We start from the raw sequence: 1,953 nt of genomic DNA on the forward strand, positions 1-1,953 counted from the left end.
GGCCGTGGCCGGGCGGGTGCCCGCCGTCGTGCCGTTCCTGCGCCTGCAGGTCAGCACCCAGGCCAGCGCCCCGGTCGAGCGTTTCCGCCCCTCGACCCTGTCGCTGGCCCCCTCGCCGCCTGGAGTGGAAGGAGACTCGACGTGACCCGCGAGCAGCGCCGCAGCCGACACCCACGCCGCCGGGTGCCGCGGCTGCGGGGAGACCGGGGTTCGGTCAGCGTCGAGATGGCGCTGAGCTACGTACCGCTGATGGTCCTGGCCGCCCTCGCAGTGGTGGCGTGCCTGCGCCTGGCCTCGGCCGCCATCGACGTCAACTCCGCAGCCGCCGCCGCGGCCCGCCAGGCGTCCCTCGCCCGCACCCCCGGCGAGGCCCGCGCCGCAGGTGCCGACGGCGCCTCCGCAACCCTGGCCGGGCGGGCCTTTACCTGCCAGCCGTCCACCGTCACCGTCGACCCCGGCGCGTTCGTCCCCGGCGGGCAGGTCAGCGCCACCGTGGCGTGCACCGTCCGCCTCGAAGACCTCTACGGCCTCGGCCTGCCCGGCACGATCACCATCCGCGGCACCTCACACCAGCCCCTCGACACCTACCGCGGGACAACGGCGCCATGAACCGGCTGCGTACACGCCTGCGGCAGGCCCGCCACGACGACCGAGGCCAGATCACACCGTGGACGATCTTCGGCGTCGTCCTCGTCCTCATCCTCGCCGGCCTGGTCCTCGACCTGGGCCTGGGCATGTCGGACAAGGTGCGGCTGCTCGACGTCGCGCAGGGCGCCGCCCGGGCCGGCGCCCGCGAGATCGACCTCGCCACCTATAGGGCCACCGGCACTGTCCAGCTCCAGCCCGCCCAGGCTGCCGCAGCCGCGCGGAGCTTCGCCCAACAGGCCGGCGTTGACGGGCAGGTCACCGCGTCCGCCACCCCCACCGCCGTCACCGTCACCATCAGCGGCACCCGGCCCACGCAGCTGCTGCACCTCGTCGGGATCAGCGCACTGCCGGTGTCCGCGACCGCGACCGCCAGCCCTCTGACCGGCGTCACCGCACCGAATTGACCAGGACCGCCACGCCACGACCGGGAGCCCCAGTGTTCGCATTCCTCGCCGCCACCGCCCGCCGGCTGGCCGGACTCGGGATCCTGGTGCTGCTCACCGCCGGCGTGCCGTACGCGCTCATCCGATACGTCGGCTGGCCGCTACCCCGCGAGGTCCCCACCTGGCAGGACGTCGGCACCGCCCTCACCTCACCGCTCACCGACGCCATGCTCGGCAACGCCCTCGTCTGCCTGCTCTGGGCGGCGTGGGCGGCGTTCATCTGGTCGCTGATCGCCGAGGTCGCCGAAACCGCCACGGGCATCCGCCTGCCGCAACCCCGAGCCATCGCGCCGGCCCGCGGGCTCGCCGCCATCCTGGTGGCCGCCATCACCGGCGGCGTCCTCGCCACCGCCGCCCAGGCCGCACCGACCCTCACCCAGCCAGCACAAGCGACAACCACCCACACCAACGCCACCGCTCCGGCTACGGCGACCGCCGTGCCCAGCAGCACCATGCGGCTGGTGACCACGGACGGGCACCACACGCAGGCCTGGCAGGCAGCCGTGTCGACGTCCGCCCTGCCGGACATGAGGTATCCGGTGCCGGCGCGGCTGGTAGCGGGCCACGTAACGCTTGTGTCGTCCGGCCAGACCTACACATGCGAGGTGCGGCGCGGGGACACCCTGTCGAAGATCGCCCAGCAGTGGCTCGGCGACGCCAACCGGTGGCCGGAGATCTTCGCCCTCAACCGGGGCACCCACTTCCGCGACATCGGCGGCACCCTCACCAACCCGAACCTGATCTATCCCGGCTGGACCCTGGAACTGCCCGACGACGCCACACCACCAGCCGGCACACCCCGGACCCCGCCACCCGCCGACCCCCCGGCGGCAGGCCCCGAACAGCCGGGAACCGGCACCAC

General features: G+C 73.9%; 3 protein-coding genes. All 3 read left to right on the top strand.

Going from position 1 to position 1,953, the window contains the following annotated elements; genetic code table 11:
* Positions 1 to 141 precede the first annotated feature (141 nt).
* Positions 142 to 609, top strand: a complete 468-nt coding sequence (locus tag ABD52_RS37070) for a TadE/TadG family type IV pilus assembly protein (RefSeq protein WP_047894849.1) — start codon at positions 142 to 144, stop codon at positions 607 to 609.
* The gene (locus ABD52_RS37075; RefSeq protein WP_047894850.1) at positions 606 to 1,052 is read left to right on the top strand and encodes a pilus assembly protein TadG-related protein; all 447 of its coding nucleotides are present in this window, start codon (positions 606 to 608) and stop codon (positions 1,050 to 1,052) included. The genes ABD52_RS37070 and ABD52_RS37075 overlap by 4 nt, the downstream gene beginning before the upstream one ends.
* Before the next feature lie 32 nt (positions 1,053 to 1,084).
* Positions 1,085 to 1,953, top strand: an 869-nt coding sequence (locus ABD52_RS37080; protein WP_047894851.1) for a LysM peptidoglycan-binding domain-containing protein, incomplete at its 3' end; no start/stop codon positions are given.

The sequence above is a fragment of the Micromonospora sp. RV43 genome (assembly GCF_001029515.1).
Lineage (GTDB): Bacteria > Actinomycetota > Actinomycetes > Mycobacteriales > Micromonosporaceae > Micromonospora > Micromonospora aurantiaca.

Coding starts and splice junctions, on each gene's coding strand:
- ABD52_RS37075 (WP_047894850.1), top strand. CDS start 606: ATGAACCGGCTGCGTACACGCCTGCGGCAGGCCCGCCACGACGACCGA.